This window comes from Paenibacillus peoriae KCTC 3763, assembly GCF_000236805.1.
In the GTDB taxonomy this organism is placed as follows: Bacteria; Bacillota; Bacilli; order Paenibacillales; family Paenibacillaceae; genus Paenibacillus; species Paenibacillus peoriae.
The window spans coordinates 603,497-625,611 of sequence record NZ_AGFX01000041.1; the positions used below are offsets into that span (position 1 = coordinate 603,497).

Annotated in this window: 24 protein-coding genes, 6 tRNA genes and 1 riboswitch; of the genes, 8 read left to right on the plus strand and 22 right to left on the minus strand. The window is 47.0% G+C overall.

The features are described from left to right. Nucleotides 1–2 precede the first annotated feature (2 nt). Nucleotides 3–767, minus strand: coding sequence for a metal ABC transporter ATP-binding protein (locus KQI_RS0123950; RefSeq protein WP_010349422.1), 765 nt, complete (start codon nucleotides 765–767; stop codon nucleotides 3–5). A gap of 14 nt (nucleotides 768–781) precedes the next feature. Then, a complete protein-coding gene (locus KQI_RS0123955) occupies nucleotides 782–1,750 on the minus strand; it encodes a metal ABC transporter solute-binding protein, Zn/Mn family (protein ID WP_010349423.1) in 969 nt (322 codons plus the stop codon). Between the two features lie 237 nt (nucleotides 1,751–1,987). Here KQI_RS0123955 and KQI_RS0123960 point away from each other — a divergent pair, with 237 nt between their 5' ends. Further along, nucleotides 1,988–2,779: a DUF3153 domain-containing protein gene (locus KQI_RS0123960; protein WP_010349425.1), complete on the plus strand. Its 792-nt coding sequence runs from the start codon at nucleotides 1,988–1,990 to the stop codon at nucleotides 2,777–2,779. An 11-nt stretch (nucleotides 2,780–2,790) separates the two neighbouring features. Here the strand turns inward: KQI_RS0123960 and KQI_RS0123965 are convergent, their stop codons facing one another. Beyond that, a complete protein-coding gene (locus KQI_RS0123965; protein ID WP_010349426.1) occupies nucleotides 2,791–3,210 on the minus strand; it encodes a thiol-disulfide oxidoreductase DCC family protein in 420 nt (139 codons plus the stop codon). Nucleotides 3,211–3,347: 137 nt separating this feature from the next. Then, entirely contained in the window at nucleotides 3,348–3,623 is a 276-nt protein-coding gene (locus KQI_RS0123970) for a hypothetical protein (protein WP_010349427.1), read from the minus strand. Between the two features lie 304 nt (nucleotides 3,624–3,927). Here KQI_RS0123970 and KQI_RS0123975 point away from each other — a divergent pair, with 304 nt between their 5' ends. After that, complete coding sequence (locus KQI_RS0123975) at nucleotides 3,928–5,247, plus strand: Nramp family divalent metal transporter (protein ID WP_010349428.1); 1,320 nt, start codon at nucleotides 3,928–3,930, stop codon at nucleotides 5,245–5,247. A 111-nt stretch (nucleotides 5,248–5,358) separates the two neighbouring features. On the opposite strand, the gene kdpC is transcribed toward KQI_RS0123975, so the two are convergent. The 5 genes from kdpC to KQI_RS0124000 all read right to left on the minus strand — a co-directional run bounded on the left by kdpC (nucleotide 5,359) and on the right by KQI_RS0124000 (nucleotide 10,705). After that, the gene (gene kdpC / locus KQI_RS0123980; protein WP_029390320.1) at nucleotides 5,359–6,084 is read right to left on the minus strand and encodes a potassium-transporting ATPase subunit KdpC; all 726 of its coding nucleotides are present in this window, start codon (nucleotides 6,082–6,084) and stop codon (nucleotides 5,359–5,361) included. 56 nt (nucleotides 6,085–6,140) lie between these two features. Beyond that, nucleotides 6,141–8,171 carry a potassium-transporting ATPase subunit KdpB gene (gene kdpB, locus KQI_RS0123985; RefSeq protein WP_010349431.1) on the minus strand — a complete coding sequence of 677 codons (2,031 nt, stop codon included), beginning with the start codon at nucleotides 8,169–8,171 and terminating at the stop codon, nucleotides 6,141–6,143. A gap of 53 nt (nucleotides 8,172–8,224) precedes the next feature. Further along, nucleotides 8,225–9,901: a potassium-transporting ATPase subunit KdpA gene (kdpA, locus tag KQI_RS0123990; RefSeq protein WP_010349432.1), complete on the minus strand. Its 1,677-nt coding sequence runs from the start codon at nucleotides 9,899–9,901 to the stop codon at nucleotides 8,225–8,227. Between the two features lie 142 nt (nucleotides 9,902–10,043). Next, entirely contained in the window at nucleotides 10,044–10,121 is a 78-nt protein-coding gene (gene kdpF, locus KQI_RS29880; protein ID WP_081752060.1) for a K(+)-transporting ATPase subunit F, read from the minus strand. Nucleotides 10,122–10,309: 188 nt separating this feature from the next. After that, nucleotides 10,310–10,705, minus strand: coding sequence for a hypothetical protein (locus KQI_RS0124000; protein ID WP_010349434.1), 396 nt, complete (start codon nucleotides 10,703–10,705; stop codon nucleotides 10,310–10,312). A 113-nt stretch (nucleotides 10,706–10,818) separates the two neighbouring features. Then, a riboswitch (cyclic di-AMP (ydaO/yuaA leader) is annotated at nucleotides 10,819–10,991 on the minus strand. A 463-nt stretch (nucleotides 10,992–11,454) separates the two neighbouring features. Between KQI_RS0124000 and KQI_RS0124010 the strand changes: the two genes are divergently transcribed. Beyond that, nucleotides 11,455–11,940 (plus strand): glutathione peroxidase, encoded by a 486-nt coding sequence (locus KQI_RS0124010; RefSeq protein ID WP_010349435.1) that lies wholly within the window; start codon nucleotides 11,455–11,457, stop codon nucleotides 11,938–11,940. Nucleotides 11,941–12,034: 94 nt separating this feature from the next. Here KQI_RS0124010 and KQI_RS0124015 read toward each other — a convergent pair. Then, a tRNA-Leu gene (locus tag KQI_RS0124015) sits at nucleotides 12,035–12,117 on the minus strand. A 263-nt stretch (nucleotides 12,118–12,380) separates the two neighbouring features. Between KQI_RS0124015 and KQI_RS0124020 the strand changes: the two genes are divergently transcribed. Further along, nucleotides 12,381–13,118 (plus strand): urease accessory protein UreF, encoded by a 738-nt coding sequence (locus KQI_RS0124020; RefSeq protein WP_029390321.1) that lies wholly within the window; start codon nucleotides 12,381–12,383, stop codon nucleotides 13,116–13,118. Between the two features lie 323 nt (nucleotides 13,119–13,441). Continuing rightward, nucleotides 13,442–13,663, plus strand: coding sequence for a Rha family transcriptional regulator (locus KQI_RS0124025; protein ID WP_010349437.1), 222 nt, complete (start codon nucleotides 13,442–13,444; stop codon nucleotides 13,661–13,663). A 78-nt stretch (nucleotides 13,664–13,741) separates the two neighbouring features. Here the strand turns inward: KQI_RS0124025 and KQI_RS0124030 are convergent, their stop codons facing one another. From KQI_RS0124030 to KQI_RS0124055, 6 genes are all read right to left on the minus strand, one after another. After that, nucleotides 13,742–14,125: a helix-turn-helix domain-containing protein gene (locus tag KQI_RS0124030; protein WP_007429343.1), complete on the minus strand. Its 384-nt coding sequence runs from the start codon at nucleotides 14,123–14,125 to the stop codon at nucleotides 13,742–13,744. A gap of 64 nt (nucleotides 14,126–14,189) precedes the next feature. Beyond that, complete coding sequence (locus tag KQI_RS0124035) at nucleotides 14,190–14,564, minus strand: helix-turn-helix domain-containing protein (RefSeq protein WP_010349438.1); 375 nt, start codon at nucleotides 14,562–14,564, stop codon at nucleotides 14,190–14,192. A gap of 190 nt (nucleotides 14,565–14,754) precedes the next feature. Then, nucleotides 14,755–15,210 (minus strand): MarR family winged helix-turn-helix transcriptional regulator, encoded by a 456-nt coding sequence (locus KQI_RS0124040; RefSeq protein ID WP_010349439.1) that lies wholly within the window; start codon nucleotides 15,208–15,210, stop codon nucleotides 14,755–14,757. Between the two features lie 162 nt (nucleotides 15,211–15,372). Further along, nucleotides 15,373–15,455 (minus strand) — tRNA-Leu (locus tag KQI_RS0124045). A gap of 16 nt (nucleotides 15,456–15,471) precedes the next feature. Further along, nucleotides 15,472–15,547 (minus strand) — tRNA-Lys (locus KQI_RS0124050). Between the two features lie 86 nt (nucleotides 15,548–15,633). Next, nucleotides 15,634–15,705 (minus strand) — tRNA-Glu (locus KQI_RS0124055). Between the two features lie 244 nt (nucleotides 15,706–15,949). Between KQI_RS0124055 and KQI_RS0124060 the strand changes: the two genes are divergently transcribed. Further along, nucleotides 15,950–16,711, plus strand: coding sequence for a DeoR/GlpR family DNA-binding transcription regulator (locus tag KQI_RS0124060; RefSeq protein ID WP_010349440.1), 762 nt, complete (start codon nucleotides 15,950–15,952; stop codon nucleotides 16,709–16,711). A gap of 67 nt (nucleotides 16,712–16,778) precedes the next feature. Then, nucleotides 16,779–17,660 carry a Cof-type HAD-IIB family hydrolase gene (locus tag KQI_RS0124065; RefSeq protein WP_010349441.1) on the plus strand — a complete coding sequence of 294 codons (882 nt, stop codon included), beginning with the start codon at nucleotides 16,779–16,781 and terminating at the stop codon, nucleotides 17,658–17,660. 182 nt (nucleotides 17,661–17,842) lie between these two features. On the opposite strand, the gene KQI_RS0124070 is transcribed toward KQI_RS0124065, so the two are convergent. The 3 genes from KQI_RS0124070 to KQI_RS0124080 form a co-directional block, all read right to left on the minus strand. Continuing rightward, nucleotides 17,843–17,931 (minus strand) — tRNA-Ser (locus KQI_RS0124070). A 1-nt stretch (nucleotide 17,932) separates the two neighbouring features. Continuing rightward, nucleotides 17,933–18,008, minus strand: a tRNA-Asn gene (locus tag KQI_RS0124075). A gap of 44 nt (nucleotides 18,009–18,052) precedes the next feature. Next, a complete protein-coding gene (locus KQI_RS0124080; RefSeq protein WP_010349442.1) occupies nucleotides 18,053–18,541 on the minus strand; it encodes a SprT family protein in 489 nt (162 codons plus the stop codon). A 142-nt stretch (nucleotides 18,542–18,683) separates the two neighbouring features. Here KQI_RS0124080 and cmpA point away from each other — a divergent pair, with 142 nt between their 5' ends. Beyond that, entirely contained in the window at nucleotides 18,684–18,818 is a 135-nt protein-coding gene (gene cmpA, locus KQI_RS28370; protein ID WP_007429337.1) for a cortex morphogenetic protein CmpA, read from the plus strand. Nucleotides 18,819–18,922: 104 nt separating this feature from the next. On the opposite strand, the gene KQI_RS0124090 is transcribed toward cmpA, so the two are convergent. From KQI_RS0124090 to KQI_RS0124100, 3 genes are all read right to left on the minus strand, one after another. Next, a complete protein-coding gene (locus KQI_RS0124090) occupies nucleotides 18,923–21,145 on the minus strand; it encodes a Tex family protein (RefSeq protein WP_010349445.1) in 2,223 nt (740 codons plus the stop codon). A gap of 180 nt (nucleotides 21,146–21,325) precedes the next feature. Continuing rightward, entirely contained in the window at nucleotides 21,326–21,676 is a 351-nt protein-coding gene (locus KQI_RS0124095; protein ID WP_007429335.1) for a type II toxin-antitoxin system PemK/MazF family toxin, read from the minus strand. Between the two features lie 6 nt (nucleotides 21,677–21,682). Next, nucleotides 21,683–21,964, minus strand: coding sequence for a CopG family ribbon-helix-helix protein (locus KQI_RS0124100; RefSeq protein WP_007429334.1), 282 nt, complete (start codon nucleotides 21,962–21,964; stop codon nucleotides 21,683–21,685). Between the last annotated feature and the right edge of the window lie 151 nt (nucleotides 21,965–22,115).

A 22,115-nucleotide genomic window follows, 5' to 3' on the forward strand; every position in this document is an offset into this window, starting at 1 on the left:
CCTCACCTCACTCCGAGTATTGTGCCGGAATCCGGGCTTGTTTTGAGTATACTCAGACGTCCACCATACGTACGTTGCAGATTTTCCTCGGTAAAAATCTCTGACGTCTCTCCAAACGCCGTCAGATGGCCGTTCAACAGCATGACCTGGTCAAAATAATCCGTCACCGTAGACAAATCATGATGAACGACAAGTACGGTTTTCCCCTGCCGCTTCAGATCGTTCAGCAATGATATAATCGCTTTTTCGGTCGCAGCGTCCACACCAACAAACGGTTCATCCATAAAATAAAGCTGAGCGTCCTGTGCGAGTGCTCTGGCCAGAAAAACACGCTGCTGCTGCCCGCCTGACAGCTGACTAATCTGCCTGTCCGCATATTTGCTCATACCTACCTTGTCCAGACACTCCATCGCTGCCTGACGATCTGCGGCTCCCGGTCGTTTAAACCAGCCCAGTCTGCCATACCGTCCCATCATAACCACATCCAGCGCGTTCGTCGGAAAATCCCAATCCACCGATTCTCGCTGCGGTACATAACCAACCTTGAGCAGTTGCTGCTTGTAGGGCTTGCCGTAGACCAGCACCTCACCCTTGAGCTTTGGAATCAGTCCAAGCGCTGCCTTAATCAGTGTAGATTTACCAGCTCCGTTCGGGCCAATAATACCAATCAGCTTGCCTTCCGGCACCTCGAAGGAAACATCGAACAGAACGGGCTTCTTTTGATAAGCTACAGATAAATCACGAACGACAAGCGGTGAATGCCCCATATGTTTTGCCTCCTTTATTTGAGCGCTTTAACCATCGTATTGACGTTATGCTTGACCATTCCAATGTATGTGCCTTCTTCTGTACCTTCTTTGCCCATGGCATCTGAATACAGCTCACCGCCAATCCTTATCGTATGACCTTGCTGAGCGGCCCCCTGAATTACTGCATCTATGGCCTTTCTCGGAACGCTGGTTTCTACAAATACGGCTTTGATTTTATTTTCCACCAGATAATCTCGCAGCCTGGTCACATCTTGGGAGCCCGCTTCTGACTCTGTACTCATACCTTGAAGTCCTTTCACTTGAATATTGTAAGCATCTCCGAAATAGCCGAAGGCATCATGTGCCGTGACAAGCACGCGCTGGGCTTCCGGTATGCTGGCAATCTGCTCCCGCGTGTAATCGTCCAGCTTGCGCAGCTCAGCCAGATAGGCTTCTGCGTTAGCCTTATAATCCTCTGCATGCGCAGCATCAAGCGCCGACAATTCGTCTCTGATGGTTTCTACCGCTGACATCCAGTTTTGCACGTTAAACCAGATATGCGGATCATGCTCGGACCCCATTTCCGGGCTGCCTGCACGCAGCTGATCCTGAGCGATATTTTTGGAGACAGGTATGACGGGCTTTTGCTTGCCGATTTTCTCCAGAATGTCCTGCATTTTTCCTTCCAAATGCAATCCGTTATAAAAAATAATGTCGGCCTGATCCAGCTTGCGCATATCTCCCTGAGAAGCCTTGTACAAATGCGGGTCAACGCCTGATTTCATAATGCCCGTAACCTCCACATGATCACCACCGACCTTGCCGACAATATCCGAAATCATGCCAATGGTCGTTGTGGCCTTTATTTTTTGTCCCGCCTCTCCCGCCGTACCCTGCTCCTTCTGCTCCTGAGCACATGCAGTTGCGAGAACCAAAACTAGTGACAATACTCCAACTGTCGTTACCCATCGCAGCAAAGCCTTCTTAAACTGCTTGTTCATACTTTAAAACCTCCTTCGACTATTCGTATTTGGGACAAACTATTTCCTATAGACAATTATTTTTTACTAGAACTATATTTTAGAGTATACACTAAAGTTTTTACCCAAGGAAACATTTTAGAATATAAATCTTATTCCTTTTGTCTTATCGTTCGATTTTGGCTCTCTGAATGTGTAATATATAGAAGACATCCATTTGTTAAAGTAAGGAACGTATATAAAGAGAAGGTGCAAATCATGAAGCAAACAGAACACAGCCTTGATCAGGACAGACGTCAGCAACATCGAACTCGGCTAATACTGCGCGTTTTTGCGCTGCTGTGCTGTCTGGCTATCCTTACCTCGTGTGCTCGGGGCGATATCCATGTAGATGTTCATCTCGATCGCAGTGTAGATATGGATGCATCGTTCAGTGTGAACAATCAGACGCTGGTGATGCTGGACAATTCCGGGCTGCTGGATCGATTAGCCAAGCGTTTTCAAAGCAATAATGTGGATGTTCAACCGCTGGCTGAACAGGGGAGAAAGGGCTATCAATTCAAGGGGCATTATCAAGGAGATTGGAGCACAAACGGAAAAAATCCCAATCAGGAATTCAATCTGCCCGAGGGATTAGAAATAAAACGCATTGTGACCCAACATTTTTTCGCAACAAATTATGATCTTACGATGAAGCTTGATCTGCCACGAATGCTTCCTGAAGAAGTTAAGGGACTGAGTGACAAATTACAGCAAATGAACGTGTTCGCGTGCAAATTACTGGAGCGGCAGCTTGATCTTAACTTTAGCCTGTCCTTGCCGATCCAACCCGCTGCCAGCAATGCGGACAGTGTATCGGAAGACGGAAAAACACTGCGTTGGGATATTGCCCCATTGGAATCTAATGAGCTAAAATTATCCGTCAACGTACCGAATCTACGACATATCGTGTATGTAGCTATTGCCGGCTTGATACTGATTGTGGCGATTGTGATATGGCTGATTCGTCGTCATCGCTCCAAAAGGAAAGCTGATCCCTTTGAATCTTAAATTCTGAATACCTAAAAAAATCGTTCCCGAATCTCTGGTGGGGGGATCTGGCACTGATCCTCTTCATCCTTGCCAAACCAGCGGTATCGGTTACGCGCGACCACATTGTACACAGCATCACGCATAAAGCGGGGAATCAGAATGAAAGCATAGGCCAACGGGTATGGAAAACGAAGATGTCTGGCAATCCGCAAAGCCGCATTTGACCTTGTATAATACACACCGTCTTCAATCAATACAAACGTATCCAGCTGATCTACAGATAGTCCTCCTGCACGCAAAAGCCTTTGTCCTTCCTCGGATTGCAGGGAACCAAAATGGAATACTCCCTCAGGATCACGCTTGATAATAAAGCGGGCCGCCCCCTGACAAAAATGGCATACCCCATCTACCAACACAATCGAATGCTCCGAATGATCAGACTGCTTCATAATACCCTTCACCTCCAAGGAATCAACAGCTTGAATGCAATCAACTTTATGCATATAACAAAAATACATATAACAAAAAAACGTCGAAATCATCCGACGCTTGTTTAGAAATGTATCGACTTTTACCAGTTTGGAAACTAGCTCAATGCTTTCTCGAACAGTTGTTTGGCATTAATTTGTCCTAAAATCTCTTCATGAAACTGATCCATACACTTGCAGATAAAATCCTTATGGCATACCGGGCAAGGTGTCGTTAGCAGTCGACTAATATTCGTCAAAGTCCACTCCGGATTACGTTGAGAAAAAACACGGCACTCCGTACCATCGGCCAAACTCATTTTAAACTCATAAAGCCCTTCTTTTTCATTGCTGCCAGCCAGCGTGAAATTAACAATATTCGGTCTGTAAGACATCATATCACCCGTATTTTCAAATTTGTTTCGTACCTGGTGACCAGAATCACCTAAGCCATCTTAATGAATTTTGGCGTTGATGTCAAATGGTCGGGGATCTACTGTCATGTTAATACATGATTTCCTTCTCGTATGTACTTTAAACGAACGAACCACACAAAATGAATCATTAAAAAATACTATTAATTTGCTTGGCCACATAAAAGTTGCACTAGACAAAAACTATTGTATGTGTACAATAGAGATAGTACAATCGTTATGTCCCTAATACTATAGTTCAACTTGAATAAAGAAGGTGGAGCGTATGAAAAATATGGAGGGCAATTTGGCGAAAATCGCTTCACTGTCGGAAGTGAATCGCACCTTGAGCGTCCCTAAGGAAGGCACCTGGTTTCGAAAGTTTCTCGCCTTTGCCGGCCCTGGCTATTTGGTCGCTGTTGGCTATATGGACCCAGGCAACTGGGCTACAGACATCGCAGGCGGAGCAAAATTCGGTTACACGCTGCTTAGTGTCATTCTAATCTCCAACCTGATGGCCATTCTGCTGCAAGCCTTATCCGGCAAGCTTGGCATTGCCACAGGTAAAGATTTGGCACAAATGTGCCGCGATACCTATAGTCGTCCCGTCGCAATCGGCTTGTGGCTTTTATGCGAAATTGCCATTGCAGCTATGGATTTGGCCGAGGTCATCGGCTCAGCCATTGCACTGAAGCTGCTGTTCGGTTTGCCGCTACTATATGGCGTTATCATTACCGCATTTGATGTCATGCTCATTTTATTGCTGCAAAATAAAGGTTTTCGGGCTTTGGAAACATTGGTTATTGTGCTCATGGCGACGATTGCCGGGTGCTTTGGCATCAATCTCATTTTGGCACAGCCATCATGGGGCGGCGTGTTGGGCGGATTTGTGCCAGATTCACAAATTTTGACCAACCCAAGCATGCTGTATATTGCGATCGGTATTATGGGCGCTACCGTAATGCCTCACAACCTGTACCTGCATTCATCCATTGTACAAACTCGCAAATTTGAGCAAACTTCAGCAGGTAAACGCGAAGCTATTAAATTTGCAACCTGGGATTCCAGTATCGCGCTTATGTTTGCTCTATTTATTAATGCCGCCATTTTGATCGTGGCAGCAGCGGTGTTCCATACTGCCGGAAAAACAGATGTAGCCGAAATTAGCGACGCCTTCTATCTGCTATCGCCTTTGCTGGGAACCACACTCGCAAGCATTCTATTTGGAGTGGCACTGCTCGCCTCTGGCCAGAATTCGACCGTAACCGGTACGTTAGCTGGACAAATCGTCATGGAGGGTTTCCTCAACCTTCGTCTTCCCTCCTGGTTGCGACGTCTGGTAACGCGACTCATCGCCATCATTCCAGCGGTAATCGTCACTGCGATCGCTGGTGAAAAAGGAGCGGAAGAACTGCTTGTGCTGAGTCAGGTCATTCTATCCATCCAGCTGCCTTTTGCCATCATCCCACTATTGCTCTTTACGAGTGACAAAAAGCTCATGGGTGAATTTGCCAACAAAATGTGGCAAAAAGTATTAACCTGGATCGTGACTGCAATCATTATTGTCTTGAATGTGATACTCATCATCCAAACGATTTCAGGATAGGCTGCTGCCAACAATTCTTTCTACCAACAAAAAAGGTATCCCACGGGCCTTTCACCCAGGGGATACCTTTTTTTTGTAAACTCTACTCTCTATCATTCCGTATGGCCAGTTTCACCGCTTGGCAGGCTCTACCTTCATTTGCGCTTCAAGCGCGAGGTTCAGCTTGAGCACGTTCACACGCGGCTCTCCGAACACTCCGGCACTACGGCCTTCTGTTTGCTCCTGTACCAGTGCTTTCAGCTGATCCTGCGGAATTCCCGTCAAGCTGCTAATACGTGGAATTTGTACCTGTGCCGCCTGTGGCGAGATATGCGGGTCCAGGCCAGAGCCGGAGTTCGTAATCAGGTCCACCGGAACCTGGCTAACCGGCACATCCGGATTTTGTTTCTGCCACGCGGCAATGGAATCCTTGACTCGCTGTATCAAGGCCGGATTGGATGGCGCGTAGTTGCTTGAGCCTGAACCAGTCCCGTTATAATCAACACTGGATACCCGACCTTGGAAAAACGCGGGATTGGCAAAGGATTGCCCGATCAGCTCAGAGCCAATCACCTGTCCCTTCACATCCCGCAGCATACTGCCATCCGCCTGCTGCGGAAACAATACCTGTGCCACTCCTGTGCTAACCAGCGGATATGCCAAGCCACACAAGAGGATCATCAGCACCGAGGTTCGCAGGGCGACTGCAATGACCGTGCTTCCTCGCATCTCCTGTATCTCCGGTTGTCCCCCCGGCTCAGTCCCCAGCTTTGCAAGCTGGTTATTGTCTCGTCCGGCAGTGCCGGCTTTCTCGTGTGCAGCAAATCTGCGCCCAGACATACGATAAAACCCACTCATGTTGCTCACCCTTTCCGCTTCCGTTATATCTGAAATGAATCCTTTGACAGGCTGCCTTAAATCCATAAATGCACCAGCAAATCAATGGCTTTAATGCCGACAAACGGCACCACCATACCGCCCAAGCCGTAAATCAGCAGATTCCGTCCGAGCAGGCGATCCGAGCTCATTGGTCTATACTTCACGCCCTTCATCGCCAGCGGAATCAGGAGCGGAATAATAACCGCGTTAAAGATCAACGCCGACAAAATAGCGGACAGCGGAGAGCCAAGCCCCATGACGTTCAAAGCGCCCATTTGTGGAATAGCCAGCATGAACATCGCCGGGATAATGGCAAAATATTTGGCAACATCATTCGCGATGCTGAACGTTGTCAAAGCGCCGCGCGTCATGAGCAGCTGCTTGCCGATTGCGACCACCTCAATAATTTTGGACGGATCGGAATCCAGATCCACCATATTGGCAGCTTCCTTGGCCGCGACCGTGCCGCTGTTCATGGCAAGACCAACATCCGCCTGCGCCAGCGCAGGAGCATCATTGGTGCCGTCTCCAGTCATAGCCACCAGCTTGCCTTGTTCCTGCTCACGGCGGATAACCGCGATTTTATCCTCCGGCTTGCTTTCAGCTACAAAATCGTCCACACCTGCTTCCCGTGCAATGGTAGCGGCAGTCAGCGGATTATCCCCGGTACACATAATCGTGCGGATACCCATTTCCCGGAGCTGATCGAACCGCTCCTTCATGCCCGGCTTCACTGTATCCTTCAAATAAATAATGCCGTATATCTGATCATCCAGCGCGACTGCCAGCGGTGTACCTCCTTCAGAGGCCACCTGATTCGCTTTTTCCTCCAAATCAGCTGGAACACTGCCTTTTTGCGATATGATCCACTGCCGAACAGAGTCAACTGCGCCCTTGCGTACCTTTCGTCCATCGGACAGATCCAGACCACTCATCCGGGTTTCCGCCTTGAACTCAATAAAGGCTCCGCCTGCCGCCAAGGATTCATCCAGCGTGTACTCCTGCTTGCGCATCAATTCCAGCACCGAGCGCCCCTCAGGCGTCTCATCCTTCATGGAGCTCATCGCTGCCCACTTGACTAGCTCTGTCTTCTCCACGCCCCCTACAGGCACAAATTCACTTGCCATCCGGTTCCCAAAGGTGATAGTACCCGTTTTGTCGAGAATCATCGTGTTAATGTCCCCGGATGCCTCTACCGCCTTGCCTGACATCGCCAGCACGTTAAACTGGGTGACCCGGTCCATACCGGCAATCCCAATAGCCGACAGCAGCCCTCCAATTGTTGTCGGAATCAGACAAACCAGCAACGAAATCAAGACTGGTACAGGCAAATCGATGTTAAAATGGCGGGCGATCGGAGCCAGCGTGACCACTACAATCAAAAAAATAATCGTCAAGCTGATCAGCAGCGTGTTCAACGCAATTTCATTCGGCGTTTTTTGCCGCTGTGCCCCTTCCACGAGCGAAATCATTTTATCAATAAACGTTTCGCCCGGCTCTGCCGTAATCCGCACCTTAATGCGGTCACTAACTACCCGTGTCCCGCCCGTTACCGAGCAAAAGTCACCGCCCGATTCCTTGATGACCGGAGCTGATTCCCCTGTAATCGCGGATTCATCAACCGAGGCCAGTCCTTCAATAACCTCGCCGTCACCGGGAATCATCTCGCCCTGGGATACCAGCACAATATCCCCTTTACGCAGCTCTGTTGAGCTAACCACCTGAATGTCATTTCCGACAAGTTTGTTGGCCTGTGTATCCTGCTTGGATTTTTTCAGAGAGGCCGCTTGCGCCTTCCCCCGCCCCTCTGCGAGCGCTTCAGCAAAATTGGCAAAGAGCAGCGTGAACAGCAGAATAACAAAAACAGCCAGATTAAAGCCCATTTCCTTGTCAGCTCCAAAATAACCGGGAAACAGCAGCATCAGCAGCACAACCAGTGTGCCGATCTCCACGACGAACATGACGGGATTTTTCATCATGAGCATCGGATTTAATTTCATAAAGCTATCCCTGATCGCATGCTTCAAGATGCTTCTGTCCAGCATGCGTTTACGTTGTTCCTTCATGATCAAGCACCCCGTTCATCCATTCTCAATTTCTTCTTCATGCTTATTCTTCATCACATGGTCAAAAATTCAGCTACAGGCCCCAATACGATGACGGGCAAAAAGGTCAACGCACCAATCAACAGAACAACTCCGATCAGAATGGCCCCAAACAGCTTGTTGTCCGTGCGCAGTGTGCCCGTCGTCACCGGAGTCGGCGCTTTGGCATTCAACGAAGCCGCTACAGCCAGCAATGCAATCATGGATACATATCGTCCAAAGAACATAACCACCCCTGTTGTTAAGTTCCAGAATACGTTGTTATCTGCAAGACCTTCAAATCCCGAGCCGTTATTTGCTGCAGATGACGCATATTCATAGAGCACCTGAGTCAGCCCGTGATATCCGGGGTTTGTGACCGCATCATACCCCCAATGACTCATAAAAGCGAGCGCAGTCGGCGCCAGAATGAGAAACGGATGTACCAGAATGGCAATCGCGATCAGCTTCATTTCCTTGCCTTCAATTTTCCTGCCCATAAATTCCGGGGTTCTTCCGACCATCAGTCCGCATATAAACACACCCAGAATCGCGTACATCAGCATATTCATCAACCCGACACCTTTACCGCCGAAAATGACGTTTAGCATCATTTCCCCCAAAGCCGCCATCCCCCCCAGCGGGGTCAGTGTGTCATGCATGTTGTTGACCGAACCGGTCGTCGCTGCTGTCGTCACCGCAGTGAATAATGCCGATTGTCCAATGCCGAAGCGCACCTCTTTTCCTTCCATGCTTCCTTGAGAAGCATCCACACCCAGCGCCTGTATCAGCGGATTTCCCGTCTTCTCAGACACGTACGTAATGGACAGAAAAATCAGGAACAATACCATCATCGAGCTAAAAATAATCCAGCCCTGCTTGCGATTACGGGCAAACAAGCCAAAGGTATACGGCAGCGAAGCCGGCATTACCCACATAGCTAAAATCTCCAGCACGTTCGTCCAGGGACTTGGATTCTCAAAAGGATGTGCAGAATTGGCACCCGCATAACCGCCCCCGTTCGTACCCAAATGCTTGATAGACTCCATCGAAGCAATGGGCCCCAAAGCAATCTGCTGCTGTGTTCCGCTCAGCGTCGTAATATCCGCCGTAGGCTGCAGTGTCTGCGGCACTTTTAATCCAACCAGCACCAGTGTCAGCACAAAGGCCAGCGGCAGAAAAATCCGGGTAATCGACTTGATAAAATCCTGAAAAAAATTGCCCATTCCTTCACCGCGCCGCGTCAATCCTCTCATAAAAGCCGCAGCAACAGCAAATCCGGAAGCCGCCGAAGTGAACATCATCATCGTGACAAACGCCATCTGTGTCAGATACGTAAGTCCGCTTTCTCCGCTATAATGCTGGAGATTCGTATTGGTCATAAAGCTGATTACCGTGTTAAAAGCCAATGACGCTTCCATATTGCCGTTTCCAGCCGGATTCCCGGGGAGCATTCCTTGCAAACGCAACAGCACATAGCTGATGATCACAAGCACGACATTGGTCGCAAGAAAACTCATAACATACGTAGTCCAACGCATATTCTCCAGCTTTTTCAAGCCTGCAATCCTATAAATCAGCTTTTCCGTTCTACCAAAAAAACGATCCGTCCGATTCGGTTCATTTGAGAATACATGATACATATAGGTGCCCACAGGCTTTACCAAGAGCAGCAATATGACAATCACAATTCCAATTTGCAGCAGCTCCATCGTCTATTCCTCCTTAAAATGCTCCTGAGCATGTGGAACAACAGACCTGAATCAGACCAGCAAGCGAGTGCACACGTTTGCGCCAAACCCGCTACCTGTGATACCGGATCTGCTGTTCCTGTCCGCTTCCCCTTATAGCGATTTAAAACTTTTCAGGGTTCAGGAGCGCATAGATTAAATACACCAATACCATAGCCGTGAGCGCAAGCACAACAATCATCCTCTTCGCCCTCCCTTGGAGGTCTGCGCATTGCACCAGCGTACAAATAGCAGTATCGCTCCATAACTCACAGCCAGCACGAGCAGCATGTATATATCCATCATGTTCAAGCCCTCCCGTATCGGTCCTTAGATCATATTTACTTCATCATAAAACCATAAAATCTAAAACAACTATGTTATAAGCGCTTATCCGTTCAGCAGAAAACCCACCTCTCCGTTCAATGTGTAGATCACATGATCCGCTCCCAATCCCCGATAAATACCTTGTGGATTACAGCCGTGCGTGATGACATAGATCAAACCCGATGTCAGTGGCCGACATATTTGCAGGAAACGGCAAGTCAGATTCATACTGTTTTCGAACAAATACACGCTACCAATTTCTTTTTTGGGAAAATTCCATTTTCCCGCTTGCATCGTATTGATGCGCACAATGTGCTCCACACCCATTTTTTTGAGCTGTCGTTCCTCCTGAGCGCTATTGGTGAGTACCGCAAACGCCAGTTTTTTGAACATGAGCAATTTCACAAAACTTCTGCCCGCTTCATTCGGTGCAGTGACGATAATTAACCGACCTTCCATCAGTAGCTCCTCTCCCGGTATAAAAAGACAACAAAAAGAAGCCGAAGGAAAAAGGCTTTCCTCCGGCTTCTTACATATCCATGATCAAATAAACCATGGCTACACGGCGGTTTGTTGCCTCTCCCTGTACGCTTACGAGGTTAGCTGTCGGATTTGGACGTGAGAGTCGCCCTATTTCCGGCACTTGGCCGGAAAATTCACCCCATAGGACTACGGCTTCCAAAGCCGCATACATCCCGATTGGTTCCCCCGTTTTTGCTACTGCAAAATTCAGCGATAAGATAATTTGTTGCTGTTCATTCCTATTAATTTGAAATTACGTCTTGAATCATACACCCGCGCAAGGAACACTGTAAAGCTCACCAGCGGGGTTATAAATCGTTCTTTTAAGCGCAGAAGACCAATAATAACGCTTACAATATGACCATGCTTCTCCCAGCTCCTTTAATCTCGGTTTTTCATGCCTTTTTGAAAATGAAAGGCATGTCAATATTGGCGTAAGGGGAGAAGTTTTGTCCTTTTTTTGTAAAAGCGAAAGAAAATGTGCTATATACACCAGATAAACGCCGATTGAACCTGCTTTTACGCTGAGAAACACTGCAATTCGCTCCATTTGCAGCACAATTTGCCGTTTTGAACAAAATACGATTTTACAGTAGTAAGAAACTCATTACATCTATTGCAGGCTTGCAACCTTTAATAAAATTGCTTACAATTTAATTGTAGAATATCGAATTAGGAGGGATACCATGACCGTTTATGAATATGGTGCCAAAACCCTGCAAGGAAAAGAAACCCCGTTATCCATATATGAAGGGAAAGTTCTGCTCATCGTGAACACAGCCAGTAAATGCGGGCTAACTCCCCAATATAAAGCGCTACAGGAGCTATACGACCAGTATCATGAGCAGGGGCTCGAAATTTTGGGATTTCCCAGCAACCAATTTGCCAAACAAGAGCCGGGTTCCAGCGAGGAGATTTCGGAGTTTTGCCAGATCAACTACGGAGTTTCCTTTCCGATGTTTGCCAAGACAGATGTCAATGGCGATCAGGCACACCCTTTATTTCGCTACCTTACCAAAACAGCTCCAGGCGTATTAGGTTCCAAAGCGATCAAGTGGAATTTTACGAAATTTTTAATCACACGCGAAGGTAACGTATTTAAGCGCTATGCACCACAAACAACTCCGGATAAGCTGGCAGGAGATATTGAAAAGCTTTTGCAGGAAAAATAAGATTCGATTAAAACAAAAAAAGCATCCCTTCACGCAAAACGTGTCAGGATGCTTTTTTTGTTTTTCGCTATTTGTAACCGTGTCTTACATATAATGCGGTCGAGAGGACTCGAACCTCCACGGGCGTACGCCCACTACCCCCTCAAGATAGCGTGTCTGCCATTCCACCACGACCGCAAATCATAATGTTTTGAGGCAACAGATTTATTATACTCCCTTATCTTATATTTGTAAACCTAAATTCGATAATTATTTAATGTGTCATATTAAATAACATATTAGAGCTATAAAAATATTTAATTTGACATTAACGCAAAATAAATGTGAATATATATTACACAACACTTTAAATGATTCAAATATTCACAATTCAAATGTTAAATAATATAACACAATCTTTCAATTCAAGGAGGCGAACCACCCTGCACAAAGGCAACCGCTTGCTAAATTACGCATTACTACTAGACCCTTCCCTACCCGTCGGCGGCTTCACCCGTTCTTACGGATTGGAGGAACTATTCCATAACGGACGCTTGACCTGTATGCAAGACCTGGAACATTACATGCGGAACGACTTGTATCCTCAATTCACAACGCTTGACGGTATGGCAATCAAAAGCCTGTATGTCGCCATTCAACAGGAGGATGGTTGGCGTATCGCCCTTATTGATAAGATGCTGCATACCCAACGCTCCTCTCTACAACACGCAAAAGAGTCACGCCTGTCTGGTCAGCGCCTGATCAAGCTTGCCAAAGCTCTGTATCCTTGGCTTGAATTTGATCAGCTTGAAGCGATACTCATTCAGTACAGCGCAATTGGCACACTCGCTACCGTTCATACGTGGATCAACTTTCTCCTTGGAAATGATGTGGAGCAGACCATTCACGGCTATCTAGCCGCAGCCGTGTCCTTCTGCGTTGAGGATGCTTCCAAACTGCTAAATACACCTTACGAGGAAAAAAATCCTCTCATCGGGCGCATGACCGACGAACTGCTCACTACATGGAAAAAAATCAATGTGTCTGAGTCAGCTACATTTCAGCGAGAGCTGCTTTACAGACATTGGTCCAGTTCCTACATTACTCAACCGCCTTATATGAGTCGTAAGAGCCGACTGGATGAAGTGAGGATGTTTCCCTCCACCAGCCTGTCCAAACGTCTCCCAGCGTCCCCCTGATACCCCGCTTCACCAACCCGGTTGCAGCACCAAAAGCACCCTGCCGCTTTCCCCAAGTGGCAGAGTGCTTTTTTTATCCAAGCATAACCGCAATTTCACACCGTTAACAGGCTCTAGATGAATGATTCAGGTCACATAGCACTTCAGGATTTTACAAACTTCTCACTTAATTAAGTAATTAATTTGATGAAATAACGTATTTACGATTGTAAAAACACGTATAAAAGTGTATCATGGTTTCAGATGGTTAATTCTAACATGTTTACTGATGATTATTATAACACACCAATTATTCCGCAAGAATCCGTAAGGGGCGATTTCTCTTGAACAACAAAATGCCTGTCACCTCCTTCGGGTGGGCCATCAAACAACGGCTTGTCGAACTTCGACTGGATCAGAAAACATTTTGCGAGACAAACAACATTCCGCCTTCACGTTTATCCAATCTGATTCATGGCACCCGCAAAGCACAAAGGTACAGAAAAAAAGTTGCTGCAATTCTGAACATTGATGATAACGACTATAAGGAGGCATCACCACTCTAAAACCCAAAGAAACTCGTAATTCGAACCCACCAGTCCGTTTTACGGGTTTTCAATCCGGGGAATCTCAGGGCAAGAAGATCATTCCGGATTGGCTTTGTTATTCTCTCTTTTTTGCTTACGGTATTTTGCAAATTCAACATATTCCAAAATAAAATTCTGTTCTTCTGCTTCCAGATCTTCTGCCTGGCAATTCAATGGCCCCATCACCCCAAAAAAATAAGCAGCCTTTTGCTCCTGAAGTACGCCTTCTCCCGGCTTAATTCCTTTCATTAACCAGTCGAGAGATACGTTAAAAAAGTCCGAAATCTGAATTAGATGCATCGTACCCGGCGTTGTTTTCCCTCTTCTCCAATCACCGAGATTCCCTGAACTGATTTTGAGTTTTTCACAAAACGCCTTCTTGGTCATTCCCCGGTCCTTAATCAAAGCTTCAATCCGCTGATAAATAGTTTGATCTCCCAAAATTTTCCCCTCCAACACTATAACTTTTATGAATGAAATTCCATTTTAAACCTCAAGCAAATCATTATTCGGCAGTTGAATTGCCCTGTTTTTTCTCTTTACGAAAACGAGTAAATTCAATATACTCAAGTATAAAGCCCTTTTCCGCCTCGCTAAGCGACTCCCCCTGGCAATTCAGTTGCCCTGAAGCTCCAAAAAAATAAAGGTCTCTCGACTCCTTCAGCACCTCACTCTGCACATCTCGCCCCAGCATAATCCAGTCCAGACTGGCATTAAAAAATGAAGCAATTTCAATGAGTTTATTCGTGCCTGGCGTCGTTTTGCCTCTTTTCCAATCTCCAAAGTTTCCCGTACTAATACCCAACTGCTCGCAGAACGCTTTTTTGGTCATCCCCCGTTCCTTGATAAGTTGCTCAATACGTTGGTAAATAGATTGCATAGAAGTCCCTTCCTCCCTACCCTAGCAGGCTCTCAAATAACGATATCATGTGCCTTGTTCCCATTTCAAAGATCACGTGTGCCAAAATTGCCGAATTATGTATGTTGGTTTTCATTATACCACAATATGCAACAAAAACCGCCCATTTTCCGAAGAAAACGGCGGCCTTTAGTCAGCTCATGTACACCAATTATGGAGTAATGTTGTCAATTTTAAGTAAAATCTGCTTCAATTCATTCAAAGTTTCACTCAAGTGCAATAAATCTTCTTCCGGCAGATACACCAGTCTCTCTTGAATTTTACCGGAAAAGGTACGGAATACCTGTTCACAAAAAGCGTCACCTTCTTCTGTAATTGCCACATTCACGACTCTGCGATCCGAGTCACACGACTGGCGGTCAGCCAACCCATGCTCTACCAGCTTATCCAGAAGAGGAGTCATGTTCGGACGTGAGACATTAAGCTGTTTGGACAAATCAGATACCGTAGACGAACGTACTTCTCGCAGCAGCAGTAATACCTGAAAGTTATTAGGCGACAAATGCAATGGGAAATCAAGCGGACCGTAGGTGAAAAATTTCTTTTTCACAATCGGAAACAAGCCCAAAATATTTTCTGATATATTTCCTAACAGCTGAGTGTCCATATTTTTCACCGTCACTTCATAAGTTTATACTTATCATTCTATAACATTATGGCGTTATATTATACTATGGAATCATTATTTCTTCATAATCATTACTTCATACATCACTAAACAAACAAAAAAAGCCTCTACTGCGAGAGACTTCTCCGTTCATTCCATTGATGCGGTCGAGAGGACTCGAACCTCCACGAGCGTACGCTCACTACCCCCTCAAGATAGCGTGTCTGCCATTCCACCACGACCGCATAACAAAAAAATAAATGGTGAGCCATGAAGGACTCGAACCTTCGACACCCTGATTAAAAGTCAGGTGCTCTACCAACTGAGCTAATGGCTCATGCTGTTCATCCAAGCTGTCCGCCATTAAACCAGACCTCAGGAATTCCTCTTAAGCATGCAACATGTAGTCTATCAAGACAACAATGACCCGTAGGGGATTCGAACCCCTGTTACCTCCGTGAAAGGGAGGTGTCTTAACCCCTTGACCAACGGGCCTTATTTTTATACGCCAACTTGGCGACAAGAAAGAGTATATCAAATAGAATAGAGAATGGCAATACTTAATTTTAAAAATTTTAAATAAGACATTTTCTGGATTATAAAACGCATATTCACTTACGAATTGCCTCTCAGTACATTATATTCAGAATTTTTATGCATGTTTTATTGCAAATTCGCTTATATTTACTTATAATCACTTACAGAAACCGAAATCAATTTATGCCAAAGGAGCTTACTTATGTATCAGGAAGAACGAATGCTTCAAATCGTTGATTACTTACAGCTTCACAAGCGTATTTCGGTGGACGATATTTGCGAAATTTTTAATGTATCACGGGATACAGCTCGTCGCGACTTGGTAAAACTTGAGGAGAATCAGAAGATTATTCGTACCCGCGGCGGCGCCCTTCTCCCTTCACTCCATCACGATTCTATTAGAAATTATAACGAAAGACTGCTCACTCTATCTAAGGAAAAGCAAGTGATCGGTCAACTGGCCGCCAATATAATACGAAACAAGGATCGCATCATTTTGGATTCCTCTACTACTGTGCAGGCATGCGCAGAAAAACTAAATGTGCAGGAATGTTCGGTCATCACCAATTCCATTAATCAAGCTGACGTGCTGTCCGGAAAAAACGGTGTCTCCATTCATCTCTTGGGAGGCCGCCTGCAAAAAGAACACCGATACGTATACGGTTCCTCCGTCATTGCCACCTTGTCCCACCATTTTGTAGACAAAACCTTTATCGGGGTTGGGGGTATAGCCGCCCATGGACTGAGTGTGATTTATGAAGAGGACGGTATGCTGATGCATCAGATGATGAAACAGGCAGATCAGGTGATTGTCCTTGCAGACCATACAAAATTCGGAAGAACATTTCCTTACCGCTTTGCCGATCTGTCCGAAGTCAATATTGTGATCACCGACCGCTTGCCAGAGCCGGATATGCTGGAACTTCTCCAGCGTCATGATATTGAAGTTATTGTTCCCTCATAAAAAATGAAGTCGATCTGCTGTAGTTCAAGAGCCATACAAGAGATATAAAAAGTCAGGAGATGGAGAAATGAAACTGTTTGCGATTGATATGGATGGAACACTGCTGAATGAGGAGGGAAAAATAAGTAAAGTAAACGCCGAGGCTATACGCCAAGCACAGCAACAAGGCGTCCAAGTGGCGATTGCTACTGGCAGAGCGTCTTATGATGCCTGGACAAAGCTGGAGGAAGCTGGACTTGCAGCCCCCGTCATTGGAGCCAACGGCGCGACCGTACACGATACACAACGCCGCCTGCTAACCTCTACACCCATGGACCGAGATGAAACCTTTGAAGTGTTGAGCTGGCTGCGCGAAAACGATTTTTACTATGAGGTCATGACAGACCGCGCGATTTATTCCCCACAATACGGACATCAATTGCTTGCCGTGGAAATGGACCGTCTACTAAGCGCCAATTCTGATATTTCGCTGAACACTTTATTACACGCAGCCGAAAAGCAATATGAACAGGCGGGGCTTATCCGCATCACCTCATATGAGGACATTCCACTGGATGTGGAGATTTATAACGTGCTCTGCTTCTCCTTTGATCAAGCCAAGCTGGATCGGGGTCGTGAGCGTTACCGGAATTTTGGCACCCTAAACATGGTCATTTCCTCAGACCACAACTTTGAAGTCGAGCATAAGGATGCATCCAAAGGCAATGCATTGCGTTATCTGGCGGATCACCTGAGCATCCCTATGCAGGAAGCCGTCGCGATCGGAGACAGCTATAATGATATTTCGATGCTGACGATGGCAGGGAAGGGCATCGCCATGGGCAATGCAAAAGACGACATCAAGGCCGTCTGCTCCGAAGTTACCCTGACCAATATAGAGAATGGGGTCGCTCATGCCCTCCTCAGCATACTTGAAGCTATCGAGGCTGAAGCTGACACTGTAAGCTGAAAATTCACCACCATTCCGCCTAATCCGATATTATGTACATTATCCAGTTCGGCTTATATAGATTTTTCCGATCATCGTTATTTTCAAAACGGATTATAGACAAAAAGGGTTATATACAAAAAGGACACTCGCAAGCATCATTCCGATGCATACGAGCGTCCTTTTCTGTTACAAATAACGAACGGAGAGAGAGGGATTCGAACCCTCGCACCGCTTTCGCAGCCTAACCCCTTAGCAGAGGGTCCCCTTATAGCCACTTGGGTACCTCTCCATGGCTCCCCGAACAGGACTCGAACCTGTGACAACTCGATTAACAGTCGAGTGCTCTACCAACTGAGCTATCAGGGAATATTACTGTAAATATTCATACAGTATGGTTAATTTACCATGATTCAGGGGGTGACGTCAAGTGCTAACAAACGGAGCTTACTTCCACATTTACCACAGCGGTAATGCTGTGGATTCATTTTACGCTTCCGCAAGTATTCCTGTCCACAGGAAACGCACACCAGTTTGTAACGATAAGGCCGCGTCTTCCGCTCCAATCTTCCCGGCAGGGTCTGACAATGCCTGCTTCCTCCTACACGGGCCAGCCATGCCTTGAAATCGGCATCCCGATGCTGGTGGCCCATTCCACGCAGATGCAAATGATAGTGGCACAACTCATGCTTAATAATTTTTTCCACCTCAGATCGTCCGTAGGCTGCAAGCTGATGTGGATTAATTTCAATATGATGACTTTTCATAAAATACCGCCCACCTGTAGAAGACAGGCGCGCATTGAAGCGAGCTTGATGCTTAAATGGCACACCGAAGCTTTCCAGCGAAATATGCTCCACCCACTCCTGAAGCTCCTCATTACTCATGGACTTGGACTCCATCCTTGCCTTTCTCCTCCTTTGTCCCATACTGACAAGCATATTACAAAATAACGATCGAAGTCTAACCCCAATTCAGAATCACACTTTAGGTACTCATCCCATATGCTAAACATACAAAAGCAACGCGGAGGAGGAGATTGCCTTGCCTCAATGGCTCAGCAACCAGCTTATGCGGGCCTTTTACAAAAAGGACCGTCGCCAAATCAAACTGTTAAACGATTGTTGGTTTTTTTATCATAAAGCCCCTGGCGTAGAGTTTGATGCCAACAATGGCTAAACGCGAAGGCATCAAAAATGAAAGCCGGAGGCTCCGATGTGGTTCGGAGATTCCGGCTTTTGTAATACCCTCATAAAAAGATTATACGGCTTTTTGGGGAAGTATTATGCCTGTGATTGCGCCTCTGCTGGAGGTTTCATCGTCAGACCCACTCTGCCCTTTTTCAAATCGACATTCAGCACCCATACTGTTACATTATCACCGACAGATACGACATCCATCGGATGCTTCACGAAGCCGCTGCGCAGCTGCGAAATATGAACTAATCCGTCACTTTTAATACCGATATCGACAAAGGCACCAAAATCAATGACATTGCGGACGGTTCCCTGCAGCTCCATACCAGGTGCCAGATCTTCGATCTTCAGCACATCCTTGCGGAATACCGGCAACGGCAGTTCATCACGCGGGTCACGCCCCGGACGCTGAAGGCTCTCCAAAATATCCCGCAACGTCGGGACACCAACCTCCAGCTTAACAGCCAGCCGCTCGATGCTGGAGACGTTCAGCGCTTGCGCCGCAGCCTTCGTGCCCAAATCGTGGGCACTGATGCCCAGCTCAGCCAACAGGCGGTCTACGACGCCATACGATTCAGGGTGAATCGGCGTGCGATCTAATGGATTTTCTCCACCCGGTATACGGATAAAGCCAACGGATTGCTCGTAGGTTTTTGCACCCAGACGCGGGACCTTTTGCAACTGACGACGGTTGTTAAATTTACCATTTTCTTCACGGTACTTGACGATATTTTTGGCAATCGTCGCGTTAATTCCTGCTACATAGGACAACAGTGCGGGGGAAGCGGTGTTCACATCCACACCAACATGGTTAACAGCCGATTCTACTACATCCTTCAAGCTTTCATCCAGATGCTTCTGCGATACATCATGCTGGTATTGGCCTACCCCAATGGCTTTGGGCTCAATTTTGACCAGCTCAGCCAGCGGGTCCTGCACACGACGCGCAATGGAGGCCGCACTGCGCTCAGCCACGTCCAAATCCGGAAATTCCTCCTGTGCCAGCTTGGAGGCGGAGTAGACGCTCGCACCCGCCTCATTGACAATCAGGTACGCCAGGTTGCTGTCGCCAATCTCCGCGATGACTTCAGCTACGAACTGCTCTGTCTCGCGCGAAGCGGTTCCGTTACCAATGACGATCAGTTCAATGTCGTATTGGGCAATCAGCTGCTTGAACTTCTCGGCAGCCTCACGCTTCTTATTGTTCGGCGGTGTCGGGTAGGTCACGGCCACTTCCAGCAGCTTGCCCGTGTCGTCGACAGCCGCCAGCTTGCAGCCTGTCCGGTATGCCGGATCGACACCAAGCACACGGCGGCCTTTGATCGGAGCCTGCAGCAGCAGGCTGCGCAGGTTGCCTGCAAAGATAGAGATGGCCTGCTGCTCGCCCTTCTCCGTCATTTCGGCGCGCACCTCACGCTCAATCGATGGCGCGATAAGTCTTTTATACGCATCCTCAATGACGCCGCGCAACAGCTCCTCCACAACAGACGAGCCTTTAATCACTTGACCTGCCATGTAATTGTAAATCGAATCTGGCACGACCTCTAGTCCGACCTTAAGAATGCCTTCACGTTCCCCGCGGTTAATCGCCAGAATGCGGTGAGGCGGCATTTTCTTAGCCAGCTCACGATAGCTGTAATAGTTCTCATACACAGACTCTTGCTCCGCGTCCTTCGCTTCGGAGGTCAACATGCCATGATCGAGTGTATATCGACGTACCCATTGGCGAATCGTCGCATCGTCTGCTATATTTTCCGCTAAAATATCCAAAGCTCCCTGAATAGCCGCTTCGGCGCTTTCGACTCCCAACTCTGCATTCACATAGGATTCAGCTTCTTTCAGAGCATCACTCTGCTTCGGCTGGCCCCAGATCCAGATCGACAGCGGCTCCAATCCACGTTCCTTCGCCACACTCGCGCGGGTTTTGCGCTTTTGCCGATAAGGGCGGTACAAATCCTCCACTTCCTGAAGCTTGACCGCAGAGGTGATAGCGGCTTGAAGTTCTTCTGTCAGCTTGCCCTGCTCCTCAATGATGCGGATGACCTCTACCTTACGATCCTCCAGATTACGTAAATACAGCACACGGTCTTCAATTTCACGCAGCTGGTTTTCGTCCAGCTCTCCTGTCATTTCCTTACGATATCGCGCGATAAAAGGAATCGTATTTCCTTCATCCAGCAAACTGATCGTTGTCCGGATCTGCTTGAGTGCCAGCGACAGCTCTCTCGCCACTTGTTTGACAATCCGCTCCTGGCGTTCTGCTTCGTTCGGCCCCTGTCCGATTTCCGTTTTCGTTTCCTCGTTAGACAAACCTATCCCTTCTTCCTTACAACTCTTGTCATACACCATGTCTTTCATTATCACAAAAAAAGATTCAAAGCGCCAGCAGGTGACGTTAAAGCAAGGCCCTGCCTGCATTTTCATCGGACATGCAAAAGGACAGCGCCTCAAGCGCTGCCCTTTTCCCGTTTCACTCGTCGTTCCAATATGCTAAAAATCAATCAAACCAAGACTGATTTGAAGCGAATCGCTCACTTTGCGCATGGTTTCTTCATCCAAATGGGTGATTTTGTCGGTAAGCCTTTGTTTGTCGATCGTCCGAATTTGCTCCAGAAGAACGACAGAATCACGATCAAAGCCATGCGTTGCCGCGTCGATCTCCACATGTGTGGGCAGCTTTGCCTTCTGAATCTGGGCGGTGATGGCTGCCACGATCACGGTAGGACTGAACCGGTTGCCGATATCATTTTGAATGATCAGCACTGGTCTGACGCCACCTTGCTCGGAACCGACTACGGGTGAAAGGTCTGCAAAAAAAACGTCGCCGCGCTTTACGATCAATATGGATTACACCCCGCTAACTGTACGGCCCAAGGTGCTGTTTGCATCTTCCTCCGCGTGAAAGGCTTCGGATGCCATGGTCAAGTTAATTTTAGCCATTTCCATGTATCCACGCTGCATCGCTTCACGAATGTAACGTTTTTTACGTTCGCCTACATACAGCTTCATGGCCTGCCTAATAAATTCACTACGGTTGGAATTTTCCATAGCTACGATCCCGTCCACTTCCTGCAAGAGATGATCCGGCAAACTGATCATTATTCTTTTGGTGTTCTGCAAATTGGCCAACTTCTCTTCCACCCCCAAAACCTTGTCGCCATTGTACCATTATAACGTTATTCCCGGTAATTTATTCAAACGGAATACAAGAGAATGTATATGATATTCGTATATCATCTATGCTGCATTCCATTATAAACTACGCAGTTCGATTTCGTAC